The organism is Microbacterium sp. CFBP 8801 (genome assembly GCF_014839455.1).
Classification (GTDB): domain Bacteria; phylum Actinomycetota; class Actinomycetes; order Actinomycetales; family Microbacteriaceae; genus Microbacterium.
Genome location: NZ_JACYNU010000004.1, coordinates 59,550 through 81,953, shown reverse-complemented (window position 1 = coordinate 81,953; position 22,404 = coordinate 59,550). Strand labels below are relative to the sequence as shown.

Genomic DNA, 22,404 nt, shown 5'->3' with positions numbered 1-22,404 from the left:
ACNCTGTCACTACCTAGGCGTGGATCAGAAGTCCATGCCACCGGTCGGGTCGCCCGCGGGAGCGGCCGACTTCTCGGGCTTGTCGGCGACGACGACCTCGGTCGTGAGGAACAGACCGGCGATGGATGCCGCGTTCTGCAGAGCCGAACGCGTCACCTTGGCGGGGTCGATGATGCCCTGTGCGAACAGGTCACCGTACTCGCCTGTCGCGGCGTTCAGGCCGTGGCCCACGGGGAGCTCCGCGACCTTGTTCGCCACGACACCGGGCTCGAGACCGGCGTTGAGCGCGATCTGCTTGAGCGGGGCCTCGATGGCGACGCGGACGATGTTCGCACCCGTGGCCTCGTCACCGACGAGGTCGAGGGTCGCGAGCGCGGTCTTGCCGGCCTGGATGAGCGCGACGCCACCACCGGCGACGACACCCTCTTCGACGGCAGCCTTGGCGTTGCGCACGGCGTCTTCGATGCGGTGCTTGCGCTCCTTGAGCTCGACCTCGGTGGCCGCGCCCGCCTTGATGACGGCGACGCCACCCGCGAGCTTGGCGAGACGCTCCTGGAGCTTCTCGCGGTCGTAGTCGCTGTCGGTGTTCTCGATCTCGCGACGGATCTGGGTCACGCGACCCTCGATCAGCTCGGACTCGCCCGCACCCTCGACGATCGTGGTCTCATCCTTGGTGATGATGACCTTGCGCGCACGGCCGAGCAGGTCGACCGTGGCGTTCTCGAGCTTGAGGCCCACCTCTTCGGTGATGACCTGTCCGCCGGTGAGGATCGCGATGTCCTGCAGCTGAGCCTTGCGACGGTCGCCGAAACCGGGAGCCTTGACGGCCACCGACTTGAAGATGCCGCGGATCTTGTTGAGCACCAGCGTCGCGAGAGCTTCGCCCTCGACATCTTCGGCGATGATGAGGAGCTCTTTGCCCTCCTGGATCACCTTGTCGACGATGGGCAGAAGGTCCTTGATGTTGGAGATCTTCTGGTTGGCGATCAGGATGTACGGGTCTTCGAAGACCGCTTCCTGACGCTCGGGGTCGGTGACGAAGTAGGGGTTGATGTACCCCTTGTCGAAGCGCATGCCCTCGGTGAGCTCGAGCTCGGTGCCGAAGGTGTTGCTCTCCTCGACGGTGACGACGCCTTCCTTGCCCACCTTGTCGATGGCTTCGGCGATGAGTGCGCCGATGGCCGGGTCGGCGGCGGAGATCGATGCGGTAGCCGCGATCTGCTCCTTCGACTCGACCTCTTTGGCCGAGGCCAGGAGCTCGTCGGTGACGGCCTTGACGGCCTTCTCGATGCCCTTCTTGAGCGAGATGGGGTCTGCGCCGGCCGCGACGTTGCGCAGGCCCTCGCGCACGAGCGCCTGGGCGAGAACGGTGGCGGTGGTGGTGCCGTCACCCGCGACGTCGTCGGTCTTCTTGGCGACCTCCTTGACCAGCTCGGCGCCGATCTTCTCGTACGGGTCGTCGAGCTCGATCTCCTTGGCGATCGAGACGCCGTCGTTCGTGATCGTGGGGGCGCCCCACTTCTTCTCGAGCACGACGTTGCGACCGCGGGGGCCCAGGGTCACCTTGACGGCGTCGGCCAGCGTGTTGAGGCCACGCTCGAGACCGCGTCGGGCCTCTTCGTCGAAAGCGATGATCTTTGCCATAAGTGTGTCGTCCCTCCCGGACGGGTGACTGCTGATTTTGGCACTCGACGAAAGCGAGTGCTAACTCATTCTGGCACTCGCCCCTGGGGAGTGCAAGCCGCCCACCCGCGCGGAAACGACGACGCCACGGCATCCGGGATCGGATGCCGTGGCGTCGGGAAACGGTGATCAGGCCAGTCGCACCGACTCCGCCTGGGGGCCCTTCTGCCCGGTGCCGACGGTGAACTCGACGGCCTGGCCCTCCTCGAGAACGCGGAAACCCGACATCTCGATGCTCGAGTAGTGGACGAAGACGTCCTGGCCGTCGGCGACGGTGATGAAGCCGAAGCCCTTCTCGGCGTTGAACCATTTGACAGTGCCCTGCGTCATGCGAATCTCCCGTTGCTGAATGACGAGGTCATCGTAAGCACGCGTGATCCCGCCGCACCGGCCGCTCGGCCCATTGTTGACGCGCAGGCCGCGAACTTGTTACGCCGCGGAAACACGCGGCCGTCGAGGGGTCAGGGAGCGGTCGACGGCGACGCCTGACCGGCGGCGCGATCGAGGCCGATGACGACGACGAGCCGCTTCACGGCGCTCTCGTCGTCGGGGGTGCTGGGGTCGTCGGTCGGCTGCAGGAAGTCGCTCTGCGCGATCTGCGCGCCCCCGATGGTCTGGGCCAGGCCCTGGGCTGCCGCCTCGTCGGTGTCGCGGAGGTAGTAGATCGTCGTCTCGGCGAAGTCGGTGCTGTCGGAGTCACCGGTCTCGACGCCCTCACCCGGCCATCCGGCCGCCACGATCTGGTCGCGCACGGCGGCGGCGAGTCCCTCGTCGGCCGTGCCGTTGAGAACGACCACCGAGTACGACGTGTCGACGACGGCGGGCGTCGTGGGTTCCGCCGAGACGGTGGGCACCGGCGCGGGCCCGGAGCCGAACGAGATGCGGCCCGACACCACCAGCGAGCCGAAGATGCCGGCGATGATCAGGGCGAGGGTGGCGATGGCCGCCCACAGGAAGATGATCCACCCGCGCAGCCGGGGATTCTCGGCGCGGTGGGCGCCGACGCGACCCGCATCGGCCGGCAGGTCGTCGAAGCGATCCCGCGGGAAGGTCGATCTGGCCATTGGACGATGCTACCGGTCCGACCCGCGCGCACCCGTCACCGGGTGGCGGTGCGGCCGAGGCGTGCGCGCTGCTGCGCGGCCGCGTCATCGCGGCGTCGGCGCAGGCGACGCACCAGCATGGGGTCGGACGCGAGGGCTTCGGGGGTGTCGATGAGGCGACCGAGCAGCTGGTAGTACCGGGCCGGCGTCAGCGCGAATTCGGCGCGGATCGCCTCCTCTTTCGCACCCCCATGGCGTCGCCATTCACCCTCGAAGGCGAGGAAGGCGCGATCACGGTCCGACAGGGGCACGCTTCGACGCTACTGCGCACCGCCCGTTGATTCCGGATGCCACGCCACCCACGCCCCGAGCGGATCGACCTCGGCGCGCACGTCGCCGTCGAGCGCGAGCGCGAACCCGCCCCGTCGGATGCGAGGGGGGTGCGTCCAGCCGTCGTGCAGTGCCGCGGCGTCGAGCGTGATCCACCGCCCCGCGGCCCGCGCGGCCGCGATGACGGGGGCGCGCCCGGCGCGCGGGATGTGGGCGAGCACGCCGGGCGTCGTGACCACCAGTGTCGCTCCGCGGGGAGCCTGCGCCGCGAGGGCGGGAAGGGCCGCCGCCCCCTCGCCCGCGACGAGAAGGGGCGGATCGGCCGCCGCGATGTCGAGCGCGCCGGCGATGCGCTCACGCCTGCCCTCCTCGCCCGGCCACACCAGGCCCGTGAGCCACGCACGATCGTCGGCGGCTCGGGCGTCGAGGGGGTTCAGATCGATGCCGGCCCGCCACACGACGTCCGGCATCCGCAGGTCGGGGTGCCCCTCGAGCTCGCACTCCAGCACGACCGGGCTGCGGCCGTCGGCGGGGTCGAGCGCGATGACCTCCTCGCCACGGCGGTAGCGATAGGAGTACCGGTCGGGGTACAGGCACAGACCCGCGCTCGCCCCCACCTCGAGCAGCGCGATCGGCCCCTCGATGAGCGAGAGCGCCGGCAGCAACGCGGCGCACCGGAGCGGCTCGTTGGTCTGCACGCTCCGACGCCCGCACTCGACGACCACCTGATCGGCGTGGGCGACGACCCACGCGGCCCACGCGTCGACATCGTCCTCTGGTGCGCCCAGCAGCCGCAGCACCGCGAAGACGAGCGGGGGCTGACGCCGCGTCTCCGCGATGCGGGCGAGAGCCTCGGCCACCGCGGTGTCGTCGACGACGCGCCGCGCCCACCCCTCGTACACCGCCGAACGACCCGGCGCCTCGTCGCGGGCGAAGCGCCCATAGCGTTCGACGACGGCTTTCACGGCATCCTGCTGCATTCCGCAGATTATGCCGCGCCGACCTGACCGGCCCCCGGCACGAGAGAATAGGGACCGGAGAGAGGAAGATCCCATGACTTACGCCGTCGACAAGACCGACGACCAGTGGCGCGAAGAGCTTTCGCCCGAGCAGTACGCGGTGCTGCGCCAGGCCGGAACCGAACGCGCGTGGACCGGTGAACTGCTCGATGAGAGCCGCTCCGGCTTCTACACCTGCGCCGCGTGCGGCTCCGAGCTGTTCCAGAGCGGAACGAAGTTCGACTCGCACTGCGGGTGGCCGAGCTTCTACGAGTCGGTGCGTCCCGAGGCCGTCGAGCTCATCGACGACAACAGCCACGGCATGCAGCGCACCGAGGTGCGCTGCGCCAACTGCGGTTCGCACCTCGGACACGTGTTCCCCGATGGTTTCGGCACGCCCACCGGCGACCGGTACTGCATGAACTCGCTGTCGTTGAACTTCACCCCGGAAGAGACGGCGTGAGCGCACTCGAGGCGATGCGCGACCGCCGGTCGTGGTCGAAGGTCACCGACCTCGCCCCCACCGGCCCCGAGCTCGAGGCGTTCGTCGCGGCCGCGGGTCGCGTCGCCGACCACAAGACGCTGCGTCCCTGGCGGATCATCGAGATCCGCGGGAGCGACCGCGACCTGCTGGCCCGCGCATTGAACAAGGCCGACGGTAAGAAGGGCTACTCCTCGAAGCCCCGCCGCGCTCCCCTGATCATCGCCGTGGTCGCGAACCTCGAGTCGAAGAAGATCCCCGCGTGGGAGCAGGAGGCCGTGGCCTCGGGCGTCGCCCACATGCTGAGCCTCGCGCTCGACGAAGCCGGCTTCGGCGTGTTCTGGCGCACCGACGACAACACACGCAGCAAGGCGCTCGCCAAGGCGCACGGCCTGTCGAAGGGCGAGGTGCTGCTCGGCTGGCTCTACGTCGGAGGCAAGCCGCCGCGCTCGCGCCCGGTGCGTCGCAAGACCGTGGACGCCGCGAAGCACATCTCGCGTCTGCCCGGGAGCAAGAAGCGTCGCGCCGCCGACGACGCGCACCTCTGATCGATCCGTCTTCGTCGTACGCCGCCGGTGGGGATCGTCCCCCCGGCGGCGTCGTCGTTCACGGGCGGGCGGCGCGCGTCATCCGCTGACCGGGCTCCGGCTCACGGCCGGCGGCGGCGCCACGGGACCGCCGCGACGATGACACCGACGATCGCGACCGCGGACGCGAGCAGGGCGACGGGGGTCGATGGGGCGGCGGGGGCAGGCCAGAGGGCGTCGAGCAGCACCGACGTGCTCAGAAGCCCCACGACTGACCCGAGGCCGAGCAGCAGCACGCCCGTGCGGCGAACGACCACCGCCGACAGGAAGATGTAGACGACCCCGACGGCTCCACCCACGTACAGCCAGGGCTCGGTGGGGATGACGCGTGGGGCGCCCACCACCCCCACGTGCACCACCGCGGCCACGACGAGCACCGCCGTTCCGCCGACGAAGTTGACCAGCGTCGCGGTCAGCGGGCTCTCGACGCGCACCCGCAGACGCCCGTTCGTCCCCTGCTGCCACGCCACGCCGGCACCGGCGATGGCGGGGACGACCAGCATCCACAGCGGCACTCCCCCCAGCGCGTCGCCCGACAGGCACACGATCACACCGGCGATGGCGAGGACGGTGCCGACGAGGCGGCGCACGGTGACAGGAACGACCCCCGCCGGGCCGTAGCCGACCCGGTCGAGCACGAGTCCGCCCGTGGTCTGCCCGGCGACGAAGCCGACGGTGAACAACGCCACGCCGATCGTGGCGACCGTCAGGCCCTGGCTGGCGACGGTGAACGCCCCGGCCAGACCCCCCAGCAGCATCCAGGGCGGGATCGAGCGGGATCGGATGCCGGAGACCAAACGTCCGAACCCGCGTCGCCCCTCGGGCAGCAGCGCCGACAGCGCGACGAGGATGAGCAGTCCCGAGCTGAACGAGATCGCGGCGGCGACGATGCCGTCAGCGATCTCGGCGCCGAGCGTGCCGTTGATTCTCGCCTGCAGGGCCGTGAGCGCGCCGATGAGCACCGCTCCCGCCACGGCGACACCGACCGAACCGCGCTCCGACACCGCACTCCCCTCGCGCCCGAGGGTCGGGCCATCGTCGATCGTACGTCGGCGTCGGCGTCGCGGACGGCGGCACCGCCCGGCGCAGAACTCACGCCACGGCGAGCACCGGGCACGTCGCTGCCGACCGGAGGGGCGCCGATGCACCAGGCTTTCCCCGTGACCCAGTTGCGCACCGACCACGACGACGTCTCCGAGATCATCGCCGATCTCCTCGGCGACGGCGTCGACCGCGAATTCCTCCCCCACGTGGAAGCCCACCTGCCGCGACTGCACGATCTCTTCGTGCAGTTGTACGGCGAGCGTCCCGACGGCCGCGAGCGATTGGCATCCGTCGTCGATCTCGCCCGACGGTCGTGGGCGTTGCGTCCGACCGAGCTGAAGGCCATCGACCGCGAGCGCGAGAGCGCGCCCGGATGGTTCGAGAACGAGCGCATGCTCGGTGGCGTCTGCTACGTCGATCGCTACGCCGGAGGACTCAGCGGCATCCGGGATGCCATCCCCTACTTCCAGGAACTGGGCCTGACCTATCTTCACCTCATGCCGCTGTTCGAGAGCCCGGAGGGGAACAGCGACGGCGGGTACGCGGTGTCGAGCTACCGCCGCGTGAACCCGAAGCTCGGCACGATGCAGGAGCTCGCCGAGCTCGCCGCCGACCTCCGCCGCGCCGGGATCTCGCTGGTGGTCGACTTCATCTTCAACCACACCAGCAACGAGCACCGGTGGGCGCGGAAGGCCATCGCCGGCGACCCGGCGTACGAGGATTTCTACCTGATCTTCCCCGACCGCGAGATGCCCGACGCGTACGAGCGGACCACGCGCGAGATCTTCCCCGACGACCACCCGGGGTCCTTCGTGCAGCTCGACGACGGGCGCTGGATCTGGTCGACGTTCTACCACTTCCAGTGGGACCTCAACTACGCCAACCCCGCCGTCTTCGAGGCGATGGCCGGCGAGATGCTGTTCCTGGCGAACCAGGGCGTCGAGATCCTGCGGATGGATGCCGTGGCCTTCATCTGGAAGCGGCTCGGAACGACCTGCGAGTCCCTGCCCGAGGCGCATCTGCTGCTCCAGGCCTTCAATGCGGTGCTGCGCATGGCCGCGCCCGGCCTGCTGTTCAAGTCGGAGGCGATCGTGCACCCCGACGAGGTGATCTCGTACATCTCGCCCGACGAGTGCCAGATCTCGTACAACCCGCTGCAGATGGCCCTCACGTGGGAGGCGCTCGCCACCCGCGACGGACGCCTTCTGCAGCAGGCGCTCGAGCGTCGCCACGCCCTGCCCGACGGCACCGCGTGGGTCAATTACGTGCGCAGCCACGACGACATCGGGTGGACCTTCGCCGACGAGGATGCCGCCGAGCTCGGGATCGACGGCTACCCGCACCGCCGCTTCCTCAACGATTTCTACGTCGGGCGCGCCGAGGGAACCTTCGCCCGCGGTGTGCCGTTCCAGGAGAACCCCCGCACGGGCGACGCGCGCGTGACGGGGACCACCGCCTCGCTCGCCGGTATCGAGGCGGGCGACTCCGCGGGTGAGGACCGCGTCGTCCTCGCGCACGCACTCGCCCTGTCGACCGGCGGCATCCCGCTGCTGTACCTCGGCGACGAGGTCGCGCAGCTCAACGACTACGGCTTCGCCGACCGCCCCGAAGAGGCGGGCGACAGCCGCTGGGTGCACCGACCGTTCCGCCCCGCACAGAACTACACGGATCGCGCGGATGCCGGGACCCCGGCCGGACGCGTCTTCACGCGACTGGCGCGCCTGCTCGCCGTTCGTCGGTCGACCCCCGAGCTCGCCGGCAACGAGCTCATCGCCTTCGACGCGCACGTGGCGTCGGTGGTGGCCTTCGTCCGCCCCGGCAACGCGGGCTTCGACGTTCTCGTCATGGCGAACGTCGCCGACAGCCCGGTGACCATCGACGCGCTCACGCTCTCGGGCCTTCGACCCGAGGCACTGGACCTCGTCTCGGGCGCTCCGACCTGGTTGGGCGCGGACCTTCCGCTCGCCGCGCACGAGGTGCGCTGGTTGCGCGTGCGCTCGCGTTGACGGAGGACAGCGGGCGATGAGCGAGGCACCGGCGCACCAGACGCGTCACCTGGCCGCGCTGGCGGCGGGGGTGATCGCGCTCGCGACCGCGGTCTGGGCCCCGGCGGGCATGGTGGGCGACCTGCTCATGGTCACCGTGGCACTGTGCGCCCTGCTGTTCGCGCTGGAGGCGGGCAGGCGGCCCGGGCCCCTGCGCTGGGGCGCGATCGTGGGCGCCCTGCTCGCGGGCCTGTCGGCGATCGTGGCGGCGGCGATTCTCGTCGTCGCGCTCGCACGGCTGTCATCGTGACCGCTCGGCGACGGGCGAGGTCGACGAACGAGACCCGCAACGCGGCGGGATGTCAGGTGACGGGCGCCTCGCGCCGTTCAAGGTAGGTGGCGATAGAGCGTTCGCGACTACTCCCCCACCCTCGGCGTACCCGCATGAGGGTGAAGCCGGCGGTGCGCAGCTCGCGCGCGTAATCGATGGTGAGTCGATGTCGGGCGAGCTTCTCCCACCCGCCGGGCATTCGGTAGGCATGTGTGACAGTGCGCGGTAGAGCCATTGTTCCCACTCCCTTGGGCGAGCGGACCGGTCGCGTGGCTTCGCCATCGGAGCGGTGCGCGTAGGGTGCGCGGGTAGGTAATGGTGAGGATACCCATTCGACTACTGGTTGTCTGTCCTCTTTTCGGGCGACGCACCGGCGCGTCTCGGTCTCGTGCCGGTGGGCGCGGGGCATGGACCCCTATCCGCCACCGCGGTCGCGGCGTACAGTCCGCACTATGGGCGACATGGATCACGACGAGGAGATCGCCGCAGATAACTGGGATGACGAGGGCGGCCACCTGGCGACGCTGCGACGCAATGGCGAGTGGGACAGCTGGAATCAGACCGCGGGCGACCACTGGCACGGCTACGCCCCACCCACGACGACACGAGCTATACGCGACGAGGACAGCGCACGGGACGGACGGCCCGGCGCCGACGCCACCGCCCTGGAGCACTGGGATGACGACGGCGGAACGGAGCCCATCGCACGCCCGGCGACGACCGGGTCTCGGTCGCGTTCACCTCACCGGATCGCGCACTTTCCACCTCTGTGAGAGGCGCGCGCTCTTCGCGTGAGCGGGGTGCCGGCTACAGGACTTGAACCTGCAACCCCCGTATTACAAGTACGGTGCGCTACCAATTGCGCCAAGCCGGCGTGAGGCTCCGAGGAGCCCCGGGGCACGAGTCTAGGGCGTCCCTCAGGACGCGCTGGACCTCGGGTGGGTTCCGCTCTCTCGGTCCCATTCGAGCGACTTCCACTGCAGGAACGAGCAGAGGTTGCCCGCCACGACGAGCTCTGCCGCGAGGCTCGCCATGTCGTGCGGCGAGAGCGTCAGGTCTTCGGGACGTCCCGTCAGGGTCGCCTCCCACAGGGGCTGGTCGTAGCCCTTGGGCTGCATGTAGATCGACGCCTTGGCGTTCATGAGGCTCATGACCACGAGACCGGTGTCCTGGCTGTCGGCGTGTTCTTGTTCGACGACCTTCAACCGGCCGGCGAACAGGTGTCCCTGCTCGCGGAACTCCTGCACCCACTCCTCCAGCTGCGCGCCGGAACGGCGTGGCGGGGAATCCTCGATCTGGTCCATGTCACCTGAATCGTACAGCGATGCGTTCACCTGCGGGATAGCGATTCAGCCCGCGGGCGTCGCCGTCACCGACGGGGTCGGCGTGGCGGTCGAGTAGTAGGCGTTGCTGTCGACCGTGAGCACGAACTGCGCGAACTCCTTCGCGTCATCCATGCGTCCCACGTACGGCGTTCCGTTGACCAGCACCGTCGGGGTGGCCGTCAGTGCCTGACCGTTGGTGTTGGGGAGTCCCTTGATCGCACGATCGGTCGCGGCCTTCGCCCACCCGGTGTACGTCTCGTCTTCGATGCAGGAACGCACGGCAGCGATGTCGCCCACTCCCGCGCCCTGCGCCATGTCGGCGAGCTGCTGATCGCTGTAGCCGTCGGAGTCGACCGCGGGCTGGTTCGTGAGCAGCTCGTGGTTGTACGCGAAGAAGCGATCCGACGCGTGGGTGGCCACGCACGCGGCCGCGCCGGCGGCACGCAGACTGTACTTGGTGCCGTTCGACTTCGAGGTGAGCATCGCGACGGGGTAGTACGTCAGCGAGGCAGCGTCGTCACCTACCCACTTCGACAGCTGGTCGGCGTTGGCCGTCTCGAACTCGCGGGCCTCGGTCGACATGTAGTCGACGTACACGCGGATGTCGACGGGGGACGCCGTCCCCGTGGGGGTCGGCGTGGGCTCCGCCGTCGGCTCCGCACCCGCGGCCATCGTGGCCGCATTGCCGTCGATGGTCTGCTGCGCACCCGGGTCGGCGACGCCGGAGGCGCTCGACACCATGAAGCCGTCGTCGGCCGCAGCTCCCGGCAGGGCCTGGGAACGCGGGTCGTGCGAGCTGAGGGCCGAGGTCACCGCGACGGCACCCACGGCAACGACGGCCACCGCACCGACGCCGATCAACGAGCGACGCGCGATTCGCCAGCGCGTCTGCTTCGCCTTGACCTGCTGCGCCTTCTCGCGGACCGCCCCGCGGCGGTCGCGCTCGGCGGGCGAATTCGGTGACTGGTCGTTGGACATGGAACCTCTCGGGCACGGGCTTTCTGCCGCAGGAATTGGGGGGACGCACGGGTGAGCGAACGAGCACCGATGCTAGCTAGGCAGTCTGGGAAATGACCAGACACGTGGCATACTGACCCTTGCGTCCACTGTCGGGCGCACGGGGTCGCCCCCGTTTTCCATTCACTACGGATCGTCCGGCACGTACCTGCCGGTGAAGGAGAAGAAAAAATGGCGTCCGTCACATTCGACAACGCAACCCGTCTGTACCCCGGCGGAACCCGCGCCGCCGTCGACAAGCTCAGCCTCGACGTCGCCGATGGCGAGTTCCTGGTTCTCGTCGGCCCCTCCGGCTGCGGAAAGTCCACCTCGCTGCGCATGCTCGCGGGCCTCGAAGAGGTCAACTCGGGCCGCATCATGATCGGTGACCGCGACGTCACCGACGTGCCCCCGAAGGACCGCGACATCGCGATGGTCTTCCAGAACTACGCGCTGTACCCCCACATGACCGTCGCCGAGAACATGGGCTTCGCGCTCAAGATCGCCGGCATCGGCAAGGAAGAGCGTGCCGCTCGCGTGCTCGAGGCCGCCAAACTCCTCGACCTCGAGCAGTACCTCACGCGCAAGCCGAAGGCCCTCTCGGGTGGCCAGCGTCAGCGCGTCGCCATGGGTCGCGCCATCGTGCGTCAGCCCCAGGTGTTCCTCATGGACGAGCCGCTGTCGAACCTCGACGCCAAGCTCCGCGTGCAGACGCGTACGCAGATCGCGTCGCTGCAGCGCCGCCTCGGCGTCACCACGGTCTACGTCACGCACGACCAGACCGAGGCGCTCACCATGGGCGACCGCATCGCCGTGCTCAAGGACGGCCTGCTCCAGCAGGTCGGTACCCCGCGCGACCTGTACGAGACGCCCAAGAACGTCTTCGTGGCCGGCTTCATCGGCTCGCCCGCGATGAACCTCTTCACCGTCGACCTCGCCGAAGGCGGCGTGCAGTTCGGTGACATGGTCGTTCCCGTCGAGGCCGACACCATCGGCAAGGCGCACGGCTCCGAGGTCACCATCGGTGTGCGTCCCGAGGACATCCAGGTCGCCCCGGCCGACGGCCGCGGCCTCAAGGTCGTCGTCGACCTCGTCGAGGAGCTCGGCGCCGACGGCTACCTCTACGGCCACACCGACATCAACGGCAAGCGCACCGACCTCGTCGCCCGCGTCGACGGCCGCCGTCACCCCAACGCGGGCGAGACGGTCGTGCTGGCGCCGGTCCCCGGCCACATCCACGTGTTCGACCTCGAGTCGGGCGACCGTCTGACCGACCGGGCCATCGCTTCGGCCTGACCTGACGCACCGTCGCGGCGCGTCCCGGTTCCCGATTCATCGGGGGCAGGGGCGCGCCGCACCGCTTTTTCCGGAGGTACCGTGAGCGATTCGCTCAGCATCACCGCCAGCACCGTCGACCCGGGACTGCTTCAGCTGCCGTGGTCGACCGGGCTCGCCGACTGGTCCAGCAACCACATCGTCGCCCTGCCCAAGGGCATCTCCCGCCACCTGGTGCGCTTCGCCAACCTGTCGGGCCGGGTTGTGGCGATCAAAGAGACCACCGAAGAGATGGCGCGTCGCGAGTACGACATGCTCGGCAACCTCGACCGTCTCGCGTCGCCGTGCGTCGAGCGGGTGGCCGTCATCGCCGGGCGCACCGACGCCTCGGGCCGCCCGTTGCCGGCGGCGCTGGTCACCTCGCACCTGCGCTTCTCACTCCCCTACCGCGCCCTCTTCACGCAGGTGCTGCGCCCGCACACCGCCACGCGTCTCGTCGACGCCCTCGCGGTACTGCTCGTGCGGCTGCACAACGTGGGCTTCTACTGGGGTGACGTGTCACTGTCGAACACCCTCTTCCGCCGCGACGCCGGCGAGTTCGCGGCGTACCTCGTCGACGCCGAGACGGGCGAGCTGCACGGCAACCGCCTGAGTCCCGGCCAGCGCGCCCACGATCTCGACATCGCGCGCACCAACATCGCCGGCGAGATCATGGACCTCGAGGCCGGCGGGCGACTCGAGGGCGGTGTGGATGCCGTGGCGATCGCCGACGGACTGGTGGCGTCGTACCACTCGCTGTGGGCGGCCCTCACCGACAAAGAGACCTTCGCCGTCGACGAGTCCTGGCGTATCACCGAGCGCGTGCACAGCCTGAATGCGCTCGGGTTCGACATCGGCGAGATGTCGATCCGCACCGCGAGCGACGGCACGCAGGTGTCCATCCAGCCCAAGGTCGTCGATGCGGGCCACCACCAGCGGCGTCTCCTGCGCCTCACCGGCCTCGATGTCGAAGAGAACCAGGCGCGACGCCTGCTGAACGACCTCGACGAGTTCCGCGCCCGGGTCTCGCGTCTCGGCGCCGACGAAGAGATGGTCGCGCACGAGTGGCTCACGCGCGTGTTCGAGCCGATCGTGATGGCGATCCCGTGGGATCTGCGCGCCAAGCTCGAACCGGCTGAGGTCTTCCACCAGGTGCTCGAGCACCGCTGGTACATGTCGCAGGCGCGGGGGCGCTCCGTGCCCCTGGCCGAGGTGGTCGCCTCCTACATCGACGACGTGCTGCGCCACCGGCGCGACGAGGCGACGGTCATGGGACCGCCGACCGACACCATGTCGCTCGCGACGGTGTCCGACGTCGACGCACCCGAGACCGGCGCGGTGCCCACGACCGACACGGACGCCGTCGACTGGCGCGATCTCGTCTGAAACGGCGAGGCCGTGGCATCCGGGACGAATCCGGGATGCCACGGCCTCGAACCGTGGAGGGCCTCAGTAACCGACGGTGAAGCGTCCCCGGGAGTGGCGCGGGTTCTCGATCTCGTCGAGGACGGCGACCGCGAAATCGGCACCGCCGATGAACGAGTCGCCGTTGTCGTCGACGACGAGCACGTCGCCGCCGTCGCGATAGGTTCCCGTGCGCTCCCCCGGTGCCCACGAGCCGAAGCCCCCGGCCGGGTGCACGTAGAACCAGTCGCGGCCGGTGTCGTCGGCCTGCAGATCTTCGAGTATGCCGATGGCCTCGCGGGCCTCGGGCTTGTACTCCTCGGCGAAGCCGTCGGTGTCGATGAGGCGAGGACCACCGTCGGCGACGAGCGAGCCGCCGGCGCCGCCGATGACTCCCAGACGCACCCCGTCGGGCAGCGCGGTGGCCAGCTGGGCGATGGCGGGGCGGAGCTTGCCCTCCATGTCGCCGCGCGGGGCGGCCGCCGACACGACGACCTCGACGCCTTCGAGTTCGGCGACGAGACCGGGCACGTCGAGGACGGTGCCCTCGATGTACGTCGCACCCTCGACGCGCTCGGCCGGGACCGAGCGGGCGACGGAGACGACGGTGTGGCCGCGGCGGACGGCCTCGGTGACGATGTGGCTCCCGGCGTAGCCGGTGCCTCCGATGACAGCGATGCGGGGCATGGTGTTCCTCTCGACGGTCAGTGGGCGGCGCGCAGCGACGACACCTGGTACAGCGCGACGGATGCCGCGATGCCGGCGTTGAGCGACTCGGTGGCGGTCGAGATCGGGATCGACACGACCTGGTCGCAGGTCTCGGTGACGAGGCGCGACAGCCCCTTGCCCTCGGAACCCACGACGATCACGACGGGCCGGTCGGCGAGGGCGAGGGCGGGCAGCGACACGTCGCCGTCACCGTCGAGCCCGAGCACGAACACGCCCTGCTTCTTGAACTCCTTGAGCGTCGCGGTGAGGTTCGCCGCGAGCGCCACGGGGATGCGCGCGGCAGCTCCCGCACTCGTCTTCCACGCCGCGGAGTTGACGCTCGCCGACCGGCGCTGCGGGATGATCAGACCCTGCCCGCCGAAGGCACCGGTGGAGCGGATGATCGCGCCGAGGTTGCGAGGATCGGTGATGCCGTCGAGGGCGACGAGCAGCGGCAGCTCGCCGCGGTCGACGATTTGCTCGAGCAGGTCCTGCGGGTGCGCGTAGGCGTACGGGGGGACCTTGAGGGCCACGCCCTGGTGCACGCCGTCGAAGCCGGCCATGCGGTCGAGCTCGGGACGCGTGACCTCGAGCACCGGGATGCCGCGGTTGGTCGCGATCGACAGCATCTCTTTGACGCGGTCGTCCATCTCGACGCGCTGCGCGATGTACATCGCGGTCGCGGGGATCTTCGCGCGCAGGGCTTCGAGCACCGAGTTGCGGCCGGTGACCGTCTCGGTGTCGTCGTTCGCCTTGGCGCGGCCACCGCGATTCTGGTTCCCCCCGACCGCGCGCACGCCGGGCTTGGACGTGCCCCCGGCGGCGGCGTAGCGCTCTTGGGCGGCCTTGCGCTTGCCGGCGGGGTGCCAGGCGCGGTCCTCGGCCTTGGGGGTCGGTCCCCGACCCTCGAGCGCCTTGCGGGAGTGCCCGCCGGTGCCCTTCAGGGGACCCTTCTTCTTGCCCGTGTTGCGCGCGCCCGGGCGTCCTGGCTTAGGCATTGATACTCCAATGTGTTCCGGCCGGAGTGTCCTCCAGCGTGATTCCTGCGGCAGCGATGGCGTCGCGGATGCGATCGGCCCCTGCCCAGTCCTTGTCGGCTCGCGCCTGCGATCGCTGGGCGATCATCGTCTGCACGAGGGCATCGAGAGCCATGTCCGTCGACCCGGTCGCGACCGCGGGCTCCGAGGCATCCAGACCCAGGATGCCGAGCATCGCGACGACGGAGCGGTGAGCCGTGATCGCGGCGTCGAGGTCGTGCCCGTCGATCGCCGCGTTGCCCGCACGCACGGTCTCGTGCAGCACGGCGAGAGCCTGGGGCACTCCGAGGTCGTCGTCCATCGCCGAAGCGAATTCTGCGGGGATCTCGCCCGGCACGGTTGCGAGCGGGTCGGCGCCGGCGGCTCGGAGCACGCGCTGCCCGAAGGTCGAGATGCGCTCGAGCGCCGCGGCGGCCTCGTCGAAGGCCCGATCGGAGATGTCGAGGTTCGAGCGGTAATGCGCGGCAGCGAGCGCGTAGCGCACCACCATCGGGTCGCGCGCATCGAGGACATCGCTCGCGAGGGTGAAGTTTCCGAGCGACTTCGACATCTTCTGTCCGTCGACGGTCACGAGTCCGTTGTGCACCCAGTAGCGCGCGAAGGCGTCACCCGCGGCGGTCGACTGGGCGATCTCGTTCTCGTGGTGGGGGAAGCGCAGGTCGAGGCCGCCGCCGTGGATGTCGAACTCGGGCCCGAGGTAGCGCCGCGACATGGCCGAGCATTCGATGTGCCACCCCGGGCGTCCCGCGCCCCAGGGCGACGCCCAGATCGCCGACTCGGGCTCCCCGTCTTTCGCACCCTTCCACAGAGCGAAATCGCGCGGGTCGCGCTTGCCGCGGGGGTCGGCATCTGCCGCCGATTCCATGGCATCCGGGCTCTGGCGGGTGAGCTCGCCGTAGGCGGCCCAGGAGCGCACGTCGAAGTACACGTCGCCGTCGGCGGCGTAGGCGTGCCCCCGCTCGAGGAGCTCGGCGATGAGCTCCTGCATCTGGGTGATCGATGCGGTCGCCCGCGGCTCGTACGTGGGGGCGAGGATGCCGATGGCGGCGTAGGCCCGAGAGAACTCGAGCTCCATGCGATATGCCAGGGCCCACCACGGCTCGGCATCGGTGGCGTTCGCGAGCACCTTGTCGTCGATGTCGGTGACGTTGCGCACGAACGTCACGCGCCCGAACCGGTAGGCGAGCCAGCGGCGCAGCAGGTCGAAGGCGAGCGCCGCGCGCACGTGCCCGATGTGCGGCCCGGACTGCACCGTCGGTCCGCAGACGTAGACCGTGACGTTCGAGGGGTCGAGAGGGACGAAGTCGCGCAGGACCTGCGCCTTCGTGTCGTACAGCCGAAAAGTCACCGCCCTAGCCTACCGGCCGCCCCTCACGACGACATGTGAGGGAAACATGCGCTCGGTACGGTGCCGACATGCCCCTCATCATCCGTCCCGACGACCTCTCCGGAGACGAGACCCGCGACCTGGTCGCCGCGCACCTGGCCGGCATGCTCGAGAACACCCCGATCGAGAGCGTGCACGCGCTCGACATCGACCTGCTCACCGCCGAGGGGGTGACCGTCTGGTCCGCCTGGGTCGACGACGAACTCGCCGGTATCGGCGCGTGCAAAGACCTCACCGCCGACCGCGCAGAGGTGAAGTCGATGCGCGTGGTCGACCGCTTCCTCGGTCAGGGCATCGGCCGCGCGCTGCTGCGCCACATCGTCGACGACGCCCGGGAACGCGGCATCCGGAGCCTGTGGCTCGAAACCGGGAGCACCGACGACTTCCTTGCGGCGCGACGCCTGTACGCGAGCGAGGGATTCGTCGAATGCCCGCCCTTCCCGCCCTACGCGGCCGACCCCCTGTCGACCTTCATGACGAAGCAGCTCTAGATCGGAACGACCAGGGCGGTGGCGAAGGCCGCGACGCCCTCGGTGCGGCCGGTGAAGCCGAGACCGTCGGTCGTCGTCGCACTCACCGCGACGGGTGCGCCGCCGAGCGCGGCCGACAGCACCCGCTCCGCCTCTTCGCGTCGCGCGGCGAAGCGCGGACGATTGGCCTGCACCTGCACGGCGACGTTGCCGACCCGCCACCCCGCCGTGTGCAGCAGCCCGAGGGTGTGGGCCAGGAACGCCTCGGCGTGCGCCCCGGCGAACTCCGGGCGATCGGTGCCGAAGTGGGTTCCGATGTCGCCGAGGCCGGAGGCGGCGAGCAGCGCATCGACGATCGCGTGTGCGACGGCGTCACCGTCGGAATGCCCCGACAGCGCCGGCTCCCCGGGCCATTCGAGGCCGGCGAGCCAGAGCGTGCCGTCTCCACCGAATCCATGCACATCGGTGCCGAGTCCGACGCGGGGCACGTCGTTCGCGGCCTCGGCGGATCCCGACGATGAAACGAGCGCGCGGGCGCGCTGCAGATCGGGGGCGGTGGTGATCTTGAACGACGACGCGTCTCCCGCGACCGTGACCACCGCATGGCCAGCCGCCGCAACCAGTGCGGCGTCGTCGGTGTGATCCGCGTCGGCCGCGGCCACGGCCGCCTCGAGCTCGGCCCGGCGGAAGCCCTGCGGCGTCTGCGCGGCCGCGAGCTCGGAACGGTCGACACCCTCGACGACGCGGCCGCCGGTGTCGACGCGCTTGATGGTGTCGACGACCGGGACGGTGGGGATGACAGCGGCCGCCCCCGCGGCGACGGCGGCGACCACACGATCGAACACGGCGGGCGGGGTGAGCGCGCGGGCCGCGTCGTGCACGAGGACGATGTCGACCTCGGCGCCGAGCGCCGCGAGACCGGCGGCGACCGACTGCTGACGCGTCTGCGCCCCCGTGACCACCGTCACGCTGTCGTCGCGCCCGCCCGCGGCGCGCGCCGAGGCGAGGGCCTCGGTCTCGTAGCCGACGGGCACGACGACGATGGTCTGCGCCTGGGGCCCCGAGAACACGCCCCGCAACGCGTGGTGCAGGATCGTGTGCTCGTCGAGCGCGACGAACGCCTTCGGGCCGCCGCCGTTCAGGCGTGTACCGGAACCGGCGGCGACGACGATGATCGCGAGACGAGAAGCGGGTGCAGAAGTCACCCGCCCACGCTAGCGCGCGCCCCGTCGACCGGAGCGGAGGGCGTCAGGACGCGAGGACCTCGTCGAGCACGAGGCCCGCACGGTCTTCGTCGGTCTTCTCGGCCAGAGCGAGCTCGGAGACGAGAATCTGCCGCGCCTTGGCGAGCATGCGCTTCTCGCCGGCCGACAGTCCGCGATCCTGGTCGCGGCGCCACAGGTCGCGGACGACCTCGCTGACCTTGATGACATCGCCGGAGGCGAGCTTCTCGAGGTTCGCCTTGTAGCGACGCGACCAGTTGGTCGGCTCCTCGGTGAAGGGTGCACGCAGCACCTCGAAGACGCGGTCGAGACCCTCTTTGCCGATCACGTCGCGAACGCCGACGAGGTCGACGTTGTCGGCCGGGACCTCGATGACGAGGTCTCCCTGCGTGACGTTGAGCTTCAGGTATTTCTTCGTCTCGCCCTTGATGACGCGTTCCTTGACCTCGATGATCGTGGCCGCGCCATGGTGCGGGTAAACGACGGTCTCGCCAACCTCAAAAAGCATGGAGTTATGTCCTTTCGGCAACACCCAGGATACCACAGGCTCAGATGCGCTATTGTTCCGCCCACCTTTGCCGACCTCCCCCTCCCGTGCGTGCGAGGGCGGGCGGACACCGCGAACCCCGTAGGATGATGACGATGTCGTCTGTCGATCTTGGAGGATCCGTGAAAACGCGCCTGATCGCGTCCATCGCCGTGGGTGCCGCCGTCGTGCTGGGCACGACTGGATGCAACATCCTCGCCCCGCAGGCGACCACCATCGACTACTCCGCCTCCGACGGGATCAACGTCCCCGCGGAGTCCGGCCCGCTGTCGGTACGCAACGTCCTGATCGTCGCGAACGGCGACGGCACGGTGGGCAACTTCGTCGCCGCCGTCGTCAACGACACCACCGACCCGCAGACCCTGCGCATCGAGGTCGGCGAGGGCTCGTCGGCCGTACGTTCCTCGGTGAACGTCCCCGCCCAGCGCACGCTGAGCCTGGGCGACCTCGCGAACGACGTCGAGCCCCTGCGCCTCGACGGCATCGACGCCCAGCCCGGATCCACGGTGTCGGTCTACTTCCAGTCCGGTGACGGCGAAGGGGCGCTCATGCAGGTCCCCGTCCTCGACGGTGCCCTGGAGTACCTCGCGCCGCTGGCGCCGACCGCGACCCCGTCGCCCTCGCTGACGCCGATCCCCGTGCTGCCCACGGTGACCCCGACGCCGAGCCCGACCCCCTCGTCCTGAAACACGACGAAGGCGCCGACGATCCGATCGTCGGCGCCTTCGTCGTTCCTGGGAGGGTCAGCCCTCGAAGCGGTAGCCGAGTCCACGCACGGTGACGAGCATGCCGGGGTCGCTGGGGTTCTCTTCGATGCGCGAGCGGATGCGCTTGATGTGCACGTCGAGCGTCTTGGTGTCGCCGAAGTAGTCGGTGCCCCATACCCGGTCGATGAGCTGGCCGCGGGTCAGCACGCGCCCGGCGTTGCGCATGAGCACCTCGAGGAGCTCGAACTCCTTGAGCGGGATGCTGATCTCCGCACCGTTGACGGCGACCGTGTGCCGGTCGATGTCGAGCACGACCCGTCCGCCGGTGAGGATGCGGTCGTCGAGATCGGCCTCCTCCGGGGCGCGTCGGCGCAGGACCGCCCGCATGCGGGCCAGCAGCTCGCGGGTGGAGTAGGGCTTCGTCACGTAGTCGTCGGCGCCGAGTTCGAGACCCACGACGATGTCGACCTCGGAGTCCTTCGCCGTGAGCATGATGATGGGCACCTGCGTCGTCAGCCGGAGCTGGCGGCACACCTCGGTACCGGGCATGCCCGGGAGCATGAGGTCGAGCAGCAGGATGTCGGCTCCCCGCTCGCGGAAGGCGGCGAGCGCGAGCGTGCCGTCTTCGGCGATCTCGACCTCGTATCCCTCTCGACGCAGCAGATAGGCCAGGGGGTCGGCCAGGTCGGGTTCGTCCTCGACGATCAGAACACGAGTCATGCGGTGTCTCCCTTCGCGGGGACGGTCGGCGCGCCGCCGGCCTTGCGGCCCTTGCGACGCGGTTTGGAACGGGCGGGGTCGATGTCGGGCGCCTCCGACAGGGGGAGGCGGATGGTGAAGGTCGATCCTCGGTCGGGCCGCGACCAGAGTCGCACCTCACCGCCGTGGCGCTGCACCGCGTGCTTGACGATCGAGAGGCCGAGCCCGGTTCCGCCGGTGCGGCGAGAGCGTGCCTGATCGGCACGGTAGAAGCGCTCGAAGACGCGGGCCTGATCGGCCTCGGGAATGCCGATGCCGCGGTCGGTCACGGCGATCTCGACGACGCCGTCGTCGAGTTTGACGCCGAGCCCGACCTTGGACCCCTGCGGCGAGTAGGCGATCGCGTTCGCGACGAGGTTCCCGACCGCCTCGGTCAGGATCTGCGGTTCTCCCCGTACCCACAGCCCCTTCGTGCCGCCGCGCACCACGGTCACCTGCGCCTGATCGGCCTGCACGGTGTGGGCTTCGACGGCCGAGGTGACGACTTCGTCGATCGAGACCGCGCGGACGTCGCGCAGCTCATCGGAGGCCTGCAGCCGCGACAGGCTCAGGATGCGGTTGACCAGCGCCCCCAGACGCGTCGCCTCGGCCTGCAGCCGCGACGAGAAGTGACGGACCTGATCGGGGTCGTCGGCGGCTGACTCGATGGCCTCGGCGAGCAGACTGACAGCCCCCACGGGGGTCTTCAGCTCGTGGCTGGTGTTGGCCACGAAGTCACGGCGCATCTCTTCGACGCGCTCGCGCTCGGTGATGTCGCGCAGCACCAGCAGGGTGAGGCGCCCCGAGATGGGCGTGGCGCGGACGGCGACCAGCCGGGGCTCGGCCGGGGCCGCACCGCGGCGGAGCCGGAGGTTCTCACCGATGCCCGCGCCCGTGTCGCGTGCCACCCGCGCCACGCGGCGCAGGTCGTCGCTCGCGATGACCTCACCAGATCGCAGCCCGAAGACTTCGGCGGCGGGCGAGAGCGCCAGCACGGTCGACGACATGTCGCACACGATCGCGGGGTCGTCCATAGCCCCCAGCATCGCCTCCACGCCCTCGGGCACTTCGACGGAGGTCTGCGCCATGGAGCGGTCACGGGCCCGCAGCGCGACGACCAGCAGGCCGACCACCGAGCCGCCGACGAGGAGTCCGACGAGGAGCGCGAGCAGCGGGAGCTGCGTGTGTTCCATGGCACCAGCGTAGAGCCGCCGATCGAACGTCACCCGCCGTTCACCCCCGCCGGGCAGTGGGGAGAGGCTACTATTCACTGTCACTGCACCGCTCGTTAACCTTCGCTGGGAAGAATCCCCGAAGGTAGCGGGACGTATGTGTGCCGTGCCGCCGACGGAAGGTACCGCGATGCGCGAAGTATTCCACCAGTCCCTCGAGGACGTCCAGAGCCGCTTGGTCGAGATCGCCGAACTCGTCACGGTCGCCATCGACCGCGCCACCCGTGCTTTCGGATCGAGCGACGTCGCCATGGCCGAAGAGGTCATCGAGGCCGACGCCATCATCGACGAGAAGGCCTTCGAGCTCGACGAGCTCGCCATCGAGATCCTCGCCCGCCAGCAGCCGGTCGCGCGCGACCTGCGCATCGTCGTGACGGCGCTGCGGGTCAGCGCGTCGCTCGAGCGCATGGGCGACATGGCCGAGCACATCGCGCAGCTCGCGCGCTCGCGCTTCCCCGAGCGCGCCATCCCGCGCGGCCTCAAGACGACCTTCACCCGCATGGGTGAGTTCGACGTCGAGGTCGCCCGCAAGCTCACCGAGCTGCTGCGGACGCAGGACCTGCGTATCGCCGACGAGATCCGCAACGCCGACGACGCCATCGACGAGCTGCACATCAGCGTCTTCGAGAAGGTGCTCGGCGACACCTGGAAGGGCGAAGCGACGGCCACGGTCGACGCGACGCTCGCGAGCCGCTACCACGAGCGGTTCGCCGACCACGCCGTCTCGGTGGCCAAGAAGGTCGTCTACCTCGCGACCGGCGATTGGGCCGGCGCCGACGACGAGGTCGAGACCAGCCCGGTCATCTGAGCACCGACGACGAAGGGGTGGATGCC

25 protein-coding genes and 1 tRNA gene are annotated in these 22,404 nt (G+C 69.9%); 10 read left to right on the top strand and 16 right to left on the bottom strand.

Translation table 11 applies throughout. The annotated features are described in order from the left end of the window. Nucleotides 1-24 precede the first annotated feature (24 nt). The 5 genes from groL to IFR11_RS06555 all read right to left on the bottom strand — a co-directional run bounded on the left by groL (nucleotide 25) and on the right by IFR11_RS06555 (nucleotide 4,036). On the bottom strand, nucleotides 25-1,644 hold the full coding sequence (gene groL / locus IFR11_RS06575; protein ID WP_055838221.1) for a chaperonin GroEL: 1,620 nt from the start codon (nucleotides 1,642-1,644) through the stop codon (nucleotides 25-27). 168 nt (nucleotides 1,645-1,812) lie between these two features. Beyond that, nucleotides 1,813-2,013 carry a cold-shock protein gene (locus IFR11_RS06570; RefSeq protein WP_055838224.1) on the bottom strand — a complete coding sequence of 67 codons (201 nt, stop codon included), beginning with the start codon at nucleotides 2,011-2,013 and terminating at the stop codon, nucleotides 1,813-1,815. A 131-nt stretch (nucleotides 2,014-2,144) separates the two neighbouring features. Beyond that, nucleotides 2,145-2,747, bottom strand: coding sequence for a LytR C-terminal domain-containing protein (locus IFR11_RS06565; protein WP_070409550.1), 603 nt, complete (start codon nucleotides 2,745-2,747; stop codon nucleotides 2,145-2,147). A gap of 35 nt (nucleotides 2,748-2,782) precedes the next feature. Continuing rightward, nucleotides 2,783-3,037 (bottom strand): DUF3263 domain-containing protein, encoded by a 255-nt coding sequence (locus IFR11_RS06560; RefSeq protein ID WP_055838229.1) that lies wholly within the window; start codon nucleotides 3,035-3,037, stop codon nucleotides 2,783-2,785. Between the two features lie 9 nt (nucleotides 3,038-3,046). After that, on the bottom strand, nucleotides 3,047-4,036 hold the full coding sequence (locus tag IFR11_RS06555) for a DUF2332 domain-containing protein (protein ID WP_191915632.1): 990 nt from the start codon (nucleotides 4,034-4,036) through the stop codon (nucleotides 3,047-3,049). Nucleotides 4,037-4,109: 73 nt separating this feature from the next. On the opposite strand from IFR11_RS06555, the gene msrB reads away from it, so the two are divergent. Together msrB and IFR11_RS06545 are read left to right on the top strand one after the other, a co-directional pair. Then, on the top strand, nucleotides 4,110-4,517 hold the full coding sequence (gene msrB / locus IFR11_RS06550) for a peptide-methionine (R)-S-oxide reductase MsrB (protein WP_055838235.1): 408 nt from the start codon (nucleotides 4,110-4,112) through the stop codon (nucleotides 4,515-4,517). Between the two features lie 14 nt (nucleotides 4,518-4,531). Then, the gene (locus IFR11_RS06545; protein ID WP_070410032.1) at nucleotides 4,532-5,083 is read left to right on the top strand and encodes a nitroreductase family protein; all 552 of its coding nucleotides are present in this window, start codon (nucleotides 4,532-4,534) and stop codon (nucleotides 5,081-5,083) included. A 101-nt stretch (nucleotides 5,084-5,184) separates the two neighbouring features. Here IFR11_RS06545 and IFR11_RS06540 read toward each other — a convergent pair whose 3' ends face one another. Further along, nucleotides 5,185-6,126 (bottom strand): DMT family transporter, encoded by a 942-nt coding sequence (locus IFR11_RS06540; RefSeq protein ID WP_191915631.1) that lies wholly within the window; start codon nucleotides 6,124-6,126, stop codon nucleotides 5,185-5,187. Between the two features lie 156 nt (nucleotides 6,127-6,282). On the opposite strand from IFR11_RS06540, the gene IFR11_RS06535 reads away from it, so the two are divergent. The 3 genes from IFR11_RS06535 to IFR11_RS06525 all read left to right on the top strand — a co-directional run bounded on the left by IFR11_RS06535 (nucleotide 6,283) and on the right by IFR11_RS06525 (nucleotide 9,255). Further along, complete coding sequence (locus tag IFR11_RS06535; RefSeq protein WP_342030257.1) at nucleotides 6,283-8,172, top strand: alpha-amylase family protein; 1,890 nt, start codon at nucleotides 6,283-6,285, stop codon at nucleotides 8,170-8,172. 16 nt (nucleotides 8,173-8,188) lie between these two features. Continuing rightward, nucleotides 8,189-8,461, top strand: a complete 273-nt coding sequence (locus IFR11_RS06530; protein ID WP_191915629.1) for a hypothetical protein — start codon at nucleotides 8,189-8,191, stop codon at nucleotides 8,459-8,461. A gap of 473 nt (nucleotides 8,462-8,934) precedes the next feature. Beyond that, nucleotides 8,935-9,255, top strand: a complete 321-nt coding sequence (locus tag IFR11_RS06525) for a hypothetical protein (RefSeq protein WP_191915628.1) — start codon at nucleotides 8,935-8,937, stop codon at nucleotides 9,253-9,255. A gap of 28 nt (nucleotides 9,256-9,283) precedes the next feature. Here the strand turns inward: IFR11_RS06525 and IFR11_RS06520 are convergent. The 3 genes from IFR11_RS06520 to IFR11_RS06510 form a co-directional block, all read right to left on the bottom strand. Continuing rightward, nucleotides 9,284-9,356, bottom strand: a tRNA-Thr gene (locus IFR11_RS06520). Nucleotides 9,357-9,399: 43 nt separating this feature from the next. Then, the gene (locus IFR11_RS06515; RefSeq protein ID WP_191915627.1) at nucleotides 9,400-9,786 is read right to left on the bottom strand and encodes a hypothetical protein; all 387 of its coding nucleotides are present in this window, start codon (nucleotides 9,784-9,786) and stop codon (nucleotides 9,400-9,402) included. Between the two features lie 45 nt (nucleotides 9,787-9,831). After that, nucleotides 9,832-10,785, bottom strand: coding sequence for a DsbA family protein (locus IFR11_RS06510; protein ID WP_055838256.1), 954 nt, complete (start codon nucleotides 10,783-10,785; stop codon nucleotides 9,832-9,834). Nucleotides 10,786-10,995: 210 nt separating this feature from the next. Between IFR11_RS06510 and IFR11_RS06505 the strand changes: the two genes are divergently transcribed. After that, a complete protein-coding gene (locus tag IFR11_RS06505; protein ID WP_055838259.1) occupies nucleotides 10,996-12,099 on the top strand; it encodes an ABC transporter ATP-binding protein in 1,104 nt (367 codons plus the stop codon). Nucleotides 12,100-12,180: 81 nt separating this feature from the next. Next, on the top strand, nucleotides 12,181-13,503 hold the full coding sequence (locus IFR11_RS06500) for a DUF4032 domain-containing protein (protein WP_055838263.1): 1,323 nt from the start codon (nucleotides 12,181-12,183) through the stop codon (nucleotides 13,501-13,503). Nucleotides 13,504-13,566: 63 nt separating this feature from the next. Here IFR11_RS06500 and IFR11_RS06495 read toward each other — a convergent pair whose 3' ends face one another. From IFR11_RS06495 to cysS, 3 genes are read right to left on the bottom strand one after another with little or no spacing between them, the layout of a single operon-like run. Continuing rightward, nucleotides 13,567-14,208, bottom strand: a complete 642-nt coding sequence (locus IFR11_RS06495; protein ID WP_055839465.1) for an NAD(P)-dependent oxidoreductase — start codon at nucleotides 14,206-14,208, stop codon at nucleotides 13,567-13,569. Between the two features lie 17 nt (nucleotides 14,209-14,225). Further along, nucleotides 14,226-15,227: a 23S rRNA (guanosine(2251)-2'-O)-methyltransferase RlmB gene (rlmB, locus tag IFR11_RS06490; RefSeq protein WP_055838266.1), complete on the bottom strand. Its 1,002-nt coding sequence runs from the start codon at nucleotides 15,225-15,227 to the stop codon at nucleotides 14,226-14,228. Next, a complete protein-coding gene (gene cysS, locus IFR11_RS06485; RefSeq protein WP_191915626.1) occupies nucleotides 15,220-16,614 on the bottom strand; it encodes a cysteine--tRNA ligase in 1,395 nt (464 codons plus the stop codon). The genes rlmB and cysS overlap by 8 nt, the downstream gene beginning before the upstream one ends. 68 nt (nucleotides 16,615-16,682) lie before the next feature. Between cysS and IFR11_RS06480 the strand changes: the two genes are divergently transcribed. After that, complete coding sequence (locus IFR11_RS06480; protein WP_191915625.1) at nucleotides 16,683-17,144, top strand: GNAT family N-acetyltransferase; 462 nt, start codon at nucleotides 16,683-16,685, stop codon at nucleotides 17,142-17,144. Here IFR11_RS06480 and ispD read toward each other — a convergent pair. Together ispD and IFR11_RS06470 are read right to left on the bottom strand one after the other, a co-directional pair. Then, nucleotides 17,141-18,328 (bottom strand): 2-C-methyl-D-erythritol 4-phosphate cytidylyltransferase, encoded by a 1,188-nt coding sequence (gene ispD / locus IFR11_RS06475; RefSeq protein WP_191915624.1) that lies wholly within the window; start codon nucleotides 18,326-18,328, stop codon nucleotides 17,141-17,143. The genes IFR11_RS06480 and ispD overlap by 4 nt on opposite strands. A 43-nt stretch (nucleotides 18,329-18,371) precedes the next feature. Continuing rightward, on the bottom strand, nucleotides 18,372-18,854 hold the full coding sequence (locus IFR11_RS06470; protein ID WP_055838280.1) for a CarD family transcriptional regulator: 483 nt from the start codon (nucleotides 18,852-18,854) through the stop codon (nucleotides 18,372-18,374). A 134-nt stretch (nucleotides 18,855-18,988) separates the two neighbouring features. Here IFR11_RS06470 and IFR11_RS06465 point away from each other — a divergent pair, with 134 nt between their 5' ends. Then, the gene (locus IFR11_RS06465; protein WP_197978914.1) at nucleotides 18,989-19,579 is read left to right on the top strand and encodes a DNA modification methylase; all 591 of its coding nucleotides are present in this window, start codon (nucleotides 18,989-18,991) and stop codon (nucleotides 19,577-19,579) included. A gap of 57 nt (nucleotides 19,580-19,636) precedes the next feature. Here the strand turns inward: IFR11_RS06465 and IFR11_RS06460 are convergent, their stop codons facing one another. Both IFR11_RS06460 and IFR11_RS06455 read right to left on the bottom strand, forming a co-directional pair. Continuing rightward, nucleotides 19,637-20,320, bottom strand: a complete 684-nt coding sequence (locus IFR11_RS06460; RefSeq protein WP_191915623.1) for a response regulator transcription factor — start codon at nucleotides 20,318-20,320, stop codon at nucleotides 19,637-19,639. Beyond that, nucleotides 20,317-21,531, bottom strand: coding sequence for a sensor histidine kinase (locus tag IFR11_RS06455; protein WP_070409536.1), 1,215 nt, complete (start codon nucleotides 21,529-21,531; stop codon nucleotides 20,317-20,319). Before IFR11_RS06455 ends, IFR11_RS06460 begins: the two co-directional genes overlap by 4 nt. 169 nt (nucleotides 21,532-21,700) lie before the next feature. On the opposite strand from IFR11_RS06455, the gene phoU reads away from it, so the two are divergent. Then, complete coding sequence (phoU, locus tag IFR11_RS06450; RefSeq protein WP_055838293.1) at nucleotides 21,701-22,378, top strand: phosphate signaling complex protein PhoU; 678 nt, start codon at nucleotides 21,701-21,703, stop codon at nucleotides 22,376-22,378. The last annotated feature ends 26 nt before the right edge of the window (nucleotides 22,379-22,404 follow it).

What these genes read in the sequence shown, in the direction of transcription:
- IFR11_RS06465 (WP_197978914.1), top strand. Translation starts at nt 18,989, where the DNA reads ATGTCGTCTGTCGATCTTGGAGGATCCGTGAAAACGCGCCTGATCGCG.
- msrB (WP_055838235.1), top strand. Translation starts at nt 4,110, where the DNA reads ATGACTTACGCCGTCGACAAGACCGACGACCAGTGGCGCGAAGAGCTT.
- rlmB (WP_055838266.1), bottom strand. Translation starts at nt 15,227, where the DNA reads ATGCCTAAGCCAGGACGCCCGGGCGCGCGCAACACGGGCAAGAAGAAG.
- IFR11_RS06505 (WP_055838259.1), top strand. Translation starts at nt 10,996, where the DNA reads ATGGCGTCCGTCACATTCGACAACGCAACCCGTCTGTACCCCGGCGGA.
- IFR11_RS06525 (WP_191915628.1), top strand. Translation starts at nt 8,935, where the DNA reads ATGGGCGACATGGATCACGACGAGGAGATCGCCGCAGATAACTGGGAT.
- IFR11_RS06480 (WP_191915625.1), top strand. Translation starts at nt 16,683, where the DNA reads ATGCCCCTCATCATCCGTCCCGACGACCTCTCCGGAGACGAGACCCGC.
- IFR11_RS06545 (WP_070410032.1), top strand. Translation starts at nt 4,532, where the DNA reads ATGCGCGACCGCCGGTCGTGGTCGAAGGTCACCGACCTCGCCCCCACC.
- IFR11_RS06470 (WP_055838280.1), bottom strand. Translation starts at nt 18,854, where the DNA reads ATGCTTTTTGAGGTTGGCGAGACCGTCGTTTACCCGCACCATGGCGCG.
- groL (WP_055838221.1), bottom strand. Translation starts at nt 1,644, where the DNA reads ATGGCAAAGATCATCGCTTTCGACGAAGAGGCCCGACGCGGTCTCGAG.
- IFR11_RS06460 (WP_191915623.1), bottom strand. Translation starts at nt 20,320, where the DNA reads ATGACTCGTGTTCTGATCGTCGAGGACGAACCCGACCTGGCCGACCCC.
- IFR11_RS06530 (WP_191915629.1), top strand. Translation starts at nt 8,189, where the DNA reads ATGAGCGAGGCACCGGCGCACCAGACGCGTCACCTGGCCGCGCTGGCG.
- IFR11_RS06510 (WP_055838256.1), bottom strand. Translation starts at nt 10,785, where the DNA reads ATGTCCAACGACCAGTCACCGAATTCGCCCGCCGAGCGCGACCGCCGC.
- IFR11_RS06515 (WP_191915627.1), bottom strand. Translation starts at nt 9,786, where the DNA reads ATGGACCAGATCGAGGATTCCCCGCCACGCCGTTCCGGCGCGCAGCTG.
- IFR11_RS06455 (WP_070409536.1), bottom strand. Translation starts at nt 21,531, where the DNA reads ATGGAACACACGCAGCTCCCGCTGCTCGCGCTCCTCGTCGGACTCCTC.
- IFR11_RS06565 (WP_070409550.1), bottom strand. Translation starts at nt 2,747, where the DNA reads ATGGCCAGATCGACCTTCCCGCGGGATCGCTTCGACGACCTGCCGGCC.
- phoU (WP_055838293.1), top strand. Translation starts at nt 21,701, where the DNA reads ATGCGCGAAGTATTCCACCAGTCCCTCGAGGACGTCCAGAGCCGCTTG.
- IFR11_RS06495 (WP_055839465.1), bottom strand. Translation starts at nt 14,208, where the DNA reads ATGCCCCGCATCGCTGTCATCGGAGGCACCGGCTACGCCGGGAGCCAC.
- IFR11_RS06555 (WP_191915632.1), bottom strand. Translation starts at nt 4,036, where the DNA reads ATGCAGCAGGATGCCGTGAAAGCCGTCGTCGAACGCTATGGGCGCTTC.
- IFR11_RS06570 (WP_055838224.1), bottom strand. Translation starts at nt 2,013, where the DNA reads ATGACGCAGGGCACTGTCAAATGGTTCAACGCCGAGAAGGGCTTCGGC.